1 protein-coding gene and 1 pseudogene are annotated in these 5,564 nt (G+C 47.6%); both read left to right on the top strand.

Features of this window, described 5'->3' with window-relative positions:
* Positions 1 to 1,105: 1,105 nt before the first annotated feature.
* Positions 1,106 to 1,479: pseudogene (locus Q0241_RS20940) on the top strand (transposase); the annotation flags it as partial.
* An 867-nt stretch (positions 1,480 to 2,346) separates the two neighbouring features.
* The coding region (locus Q0241_RS20935) for a choice-of-anchor L domain-containing protein (RefSeq protein ID WP_299381026.1) at positions 2,347 to 5,564 on the top strand (3,218 nt) is incomplete at its 3' end.

The raw sequence follows: 5,564 nt of genomic DNA, 5'->3' as shown, positions 1-5,564 counted from the left end.
GTCGTTTCTGGGAGTGGGCTTGATGGTAAGAGAGGGTGGTGAAGGAGGTCGGGGCGGTGGGCGCGCTTGGGGGGGGTGGGGGGGGAGGGGGGGGGGCGGGGGGGGGGGGGGGGGGGCAGGTCATTCGCGAGATCGAGTCCGACAGTGTTAACCTCCGGCATGACCCCCTGCCAAAAAGGATTGTTGCGATCCCACATCGGCACTTCCAGTGCCGTCGGGTGCGGTTACATCATCAACGTCCTTCCGTTTCAACAACTGTGATCTCCTTCTCGTCGAAATTCAGCAGGCAGTAATTTGTAGCCTACGTCAGTGTCCGAGTTTCGGGGGAGATGGCTCACTCTCTGGCGCAATCTTATCTCAATCATATTGATACCAAAAACGGGTTAATTTAAATCATTCTTTCATCGCAAGCAACATTTGACGATCTTGATATGCAGAAAAATGACGGCAGCACATACACTTACAGCAACAAGAATCATAGAAAGCAGATTCAGGAAATTAGGGTAGATATAATTAAGCACATTCTTAGTCTCTTGGTGTTTGCTCTTGCCATCCCATCGCTTGTCGTTGTGTGGTCAGTCGAGCAGAAGCTGCATGGGGATGGACTTACCGTTGAAAAAATAATTTTGGTGTACCTATCTTGGGCATCGATAGTATTGGGGATAGTCTCAGGCTGCACATTCCTTTCTCTAGCGCCAAGGTGGATTCTTTGGAGGAAGCACGAGCGGATTCTGAATGTTTCTTATACCCTTTGCCCGACATTTCTACTGCTCGGTACGGTTTTTATCGTCACGCTGTACCTTTACGAGCTACCAAGGCAGCTGTTAAATGTCACTCCCTGACAAGCGTTGCGCAGCGTTAGTAGGAGCTTGATTTTATCTGTTCGAACTCACCACTTTTTTGGCGCGAATTTTCACTGTGAGCTGGCGTGTTGAATTTATTGGAAAATTTAAAGCTTCTGCACCAATACTATGCCGTCCTTGTGGAGGCAGAGATGTTCACAATCGTAGTGCTAGAGGAAAATGTTATCAGTTTGCACAGCGTGGTATCTAATTTCAAAATTAAACGCGCCAGCCTTTAGGCTCAAAATGCATTGATTTTCGTTGTGCAGCGTTATTCACTCCACGAAAAGCGGAGCGGTGACAAGAACGACCTTTTCTGGCGAACCGGCGCGCAGATCGAACGTTTGGGACCATTCTTTTCGAAATCGCATGGCAAGCCTCGGATTGATGACAAGCGTGATTTGAGCGGGATTATCTTTATCAATTGCAATGGCTGTTGTGGCGAGATTCTCCAGCAGCACAAAAGCTACCTATGGCGCATTACAGCAATTGGAAGCGCTGGAGCGAGAAAGGCATCTTCGGCCGGATAATGGCGGGCATGACCGCTGAGCAAGGAGAGCATATGATTGTGATCAGAGATGCAATATACCTCAAGGCCCATCGAACGGCAACCAGCATTGCCGCCCAAAAAAGGGGGGCTTGACCGCCTGATCGACTGAATGATCCAACCATTCTTCGCCCGCACATGAAAAGTTAGCCGCTGCTCATTCCACACTCACGGCAAGGTATCTCGGCAGGGATATCGCGAAGATGTGGCAAAAAAGGCGCATTATCGGGGTCGCGGCGAAATGTGTCTTCTTCACAAGATTCTCCTCTTTCTTTCTACCGAGAAAATTCCACCTCTATGTGCTCCTGAGGTGGGGCGCAAAATATTTAGTTCAAGTTTTAAGAATTCGGAAGCCGCAATTGGTAATATAGGCTTTAAATTGTGAAGTGAGATTGTCGGTTTTGCTCTCATTCTGCTTCACGGATATCTGACTTTTTAGCTTAGTTTTTGTAGTCGCTCGCACTCATTTAATTTCCCGAAAATCTTTTCTCAGGCCCAACTAAATAAGGCTATTCAGACTTTATTTTTCATTCTTTAGGTTATTGCAGGAGGGAAAGGGTCTGTGTCGGACTTACGCTGTAGAGCCCACCTTTTCCGTTCATTGCGGTGGTAGTCGAAATGTATAGAAATTTCTCAAACAGAGACATAACTCGATATTTTGTATTACACTTTATTCGCCTAGAGATTCTGTAATAAAATAGTTTTGATAAGGTTGCCACTATGATAAGTGTACCATCCAGCGACCACTCACGGATCCCAAAAGGCCTTTCACGAAATAAGGGTGCAAATCCCAAAGGAGGGCAATAAAACCGGAAATGCTGAAAGCTAACCGGATAAATATTCGTACGTGGACTCTAAAGTGAGTCTGCAACATTTAAGCGGACATGCGGAAAGCATCCGCTTGACTTTTATTGAATGACTTGCGCTTACCGTGTGAGAGCTAAGAGGATCTTTATTGTGCCATATTCTGAAATTAGCTGGAAAAATTTTATTTTCAACGCGAATTCTGACTCCTACGAATCAGAATGGAAATCTTTTGACCTTGATCCGTTCAAGTCCGAGTACGCTTCGATTGCCTATGAATTTTTAATCGCCACAGGTCTTAAGAATTCACCTGAGAATAGGATTCAAAGTGACTTTCAAGATGCGATACAGGAAGTTGTATCGGAAATGCAGGCTGCACATGAAGAAGGGATTTTGGATGCCTTCCTTGCTAAACTTGAAGATTTAAACCAATTAGGTGAAGTTGTTGTTGATGGGCTAACTCTCAATATTGCCAGTTTCTTTGATGGCGATGCTGCGGCTGACATCTCTTCCAATGGCTTCAAAGCGGCTGATTTTGAGATCACTTCCGTAAAGCAGGTAGCTTTGATCCACTTTGCCAGAAATATTCTCACAGAAGACAAAAACTATGAGGATCTTTTGCTAGATGGATTGTCTGAGAGCAAGTTTCTTCCTGCTTTGAAAAATGCTTTCCATAGGTTTGGTGACGGATACAAAGATACCTTTAAAATTGTCCAGGTAAAGCCCGATGGCACTTCACAGGAATACGTTATACGCTATTGGGCTGGTCAGTTCGAAGTCATTGATGATCCTGCAAACCGTGGTAGCTTCAATTTTGTAGATTCTTCTACAAGTTCTTCTGGCCATGTCGCACTCGACGTAGATACTTGGAAAATCTTCGGCAACAACATCAACGATCCATCCTCTTATGATGAGAGAACCGCTATGGTTAAGACAATTGTTGATGCCGCAAACAATCCTCTCGATCATCTTAGTAAAGGCTCTCCGATGATTGGCTCCGCATTAAATGAAGAATTCTGGTTAGATCAAGACAAGCGGACCGAGGTCAAGGCGGGCGGAGGCAACGACTTGATCCACAGCGCCCCTCAGAATGACACGATCGATGGTGGCTCCGGCTATGACACCGTAAGCTACTCAGATGAGAAGACTGGGTCTGGTGTCGCCGTCTGGCTTGGCGCCGGGTTCGCGTTCAATGCGGGCGCGTCTTACGATAACAAGCACGAAGTTCTCGATAGCATTGAAGCGGTGATTGGATCGAACTTCGGCGACATTTTAATTGGTTCTACCGGTGGAAACAAAATCAAAGGACTCGGTGGCAGGGATATCCTAAACGGCCTTGGGGGGAATGATATTCTTGAGGGTGGTAAGGGTGCGGACACCATCAAAGGAGGCGCAGGCTTTGATACTGCAGTCTTCGATGGGGACCTAGCAGATTACATACTCGAAAATGGTGAAACTGCAATTTTAGTCACAGACAGCGTTGGCAGAACTGATGAGCTTACCTCAATTGAAAAGCTCGAGTTCAATGATGCAGAAGTGCTGACAGAGAATGGATTTTTATCGGACGCGGTTTCTTTTGGAGACTTCACCTTAGACACATTTGCCAATAATGCGGTGTCTCTGGGCTTAGACACTGCCGAGGATGCCATCGAAGCATTTTTCGATGGTGCCCTCGACGGAGCTGCGTCAAGTGTAACTTATACTGGGGCCGAAACGGCCGGTTATATTGTACCTGAATTCGAGATAGGAACAGTTGCTACAATCACCAATGGTATTTTCCTTTCATCAGGAGGCCTAGTTGGGAACAGCAATACATCCAGCTCCTTCACTGTAGAACATATCACCGATGGCGACGCCGACCTAGGAGCTTCTGTAGAAGCGGCTTTTCCGGCAGCCGGCTCAACCGGTGATGCTGCAGTTGTGTCCTTGACAATCAATGTAACTGACCCTGATATCGATGGCCTCCGTTTTAGCTTGGTTTTCGGATCAGATGAATATCCAGAATACTCGGATAGTTCTTTCGTGGATATCGCTGGCGTCTATGTGAATGGTGTGAACTACGCGCTATTTAATAATGATCCAAACTATCCTCTTTCCGTCATGCAGTCGAACATCGATCAAGGAAACTTCATCGATAACACAGGCAGCCTATACCCCGTGGAATGGGATGGGTTTAGCGAGCCTATGAGTATCCGCGCGCCGCTCGTGCAGGGAGAGAATACAATCAAGATCGCGGTGGCGGATACCGGCGACAACTCTTACGATTCAGGTCTTTTCGCATACGGCTTCTCTTTCCTAGACGGTGGTGCTGTCGTCTCCGGCATTCTTGACCAAGTTATCCAGGAAGAAGGCGTTGACAGTCTTGTGGCTTCAGAGATCAAGGAAGAGCTGATCCTTGCGACTGGTGCCGGAAGTACGGTTAAAGGCACTGCTCAGTCCCTAAACGAGGATGTAATTGTAGGCTTCGAAACTGACGACAAGATCATGTTGCAAGGCGCCATTTTCAGTTCAGACGATATGTCTGTAACCTTCGGCTCTGCCATCCTCGATATCGATACAGATGGTGATGGCATCAAGGAGACGACGATCACCCTAGAAGGAGATTTCGAAGATGGAACATTCAAAGTAGTGAACGAAGGCGGAGACACGACTATCACCTATCTGGAGCCGCAAGAGGATACCACTCAGGCGGATAGCTCAGGTGACGATCTGCTGATCGGAACCTCCATTGCAGATACATTCTTCGGTTACGCTGGAAATGATACCCTGTTAGGACGTGGAGGCTCAGATACCCTGAATGGCGGCGGAGGCATCGATCTCATCAAAGGAGGTAAGAACAATGACCTCCTTAAAGGTGGTGGTGGCGCCGACTTTCTCAAAGGTCAGGGTGAACTAGACACGCTGTTAGGTGGGAAGCACGACGATACCTTGGCTGGGGGTACGGGAAACGACATGCTGAAAGGCCAGAGCGGACAGGACAAGCTGTTAGGTGGGAAGCACGACGATACCTTGGCTGGGGGTACGGGAAACGACATGCTGAAAGGCCAGAGCGGAAAGGACAAGCTCATTGGCGGCAGTGGGGCTGACAGCCTTTACGGTGCATCAGGAGACGACAAGCTTACTGGGAGCAAGGGCGCGGATTATCTGGTCGGCGGGTCCGGTAACGACACCTTAAGGGGTGGTTCGGGAGATGACACCTTCTTCTTCACAAAGAAAGGTTCTGGAGATGACCACGTCCTCGGCTTCGAAGAAGGCGACATCATCAAGATCAAGGGCTATTCGAAACTGTCGGTAGAGGACTTTGTGGACGAACATGTTTCTCAGAATGGAAAGCATGTAACAATCGAACTCGATGATGATAGTTCGATCCT

The organism is uncultured Kiloniella sp., assembly GCF_937128705.1.
In the GTDB taxonomy this organism is placed as follows: domain Bacteria; phylum Pseudomonadota; class Alphaproteobacteria; order Kiloniellales; family Kiloniellaceae; genus Kiloniella.
This window is presented reverse-complemented; position numbering and strand designations above follow the sequence as displayed.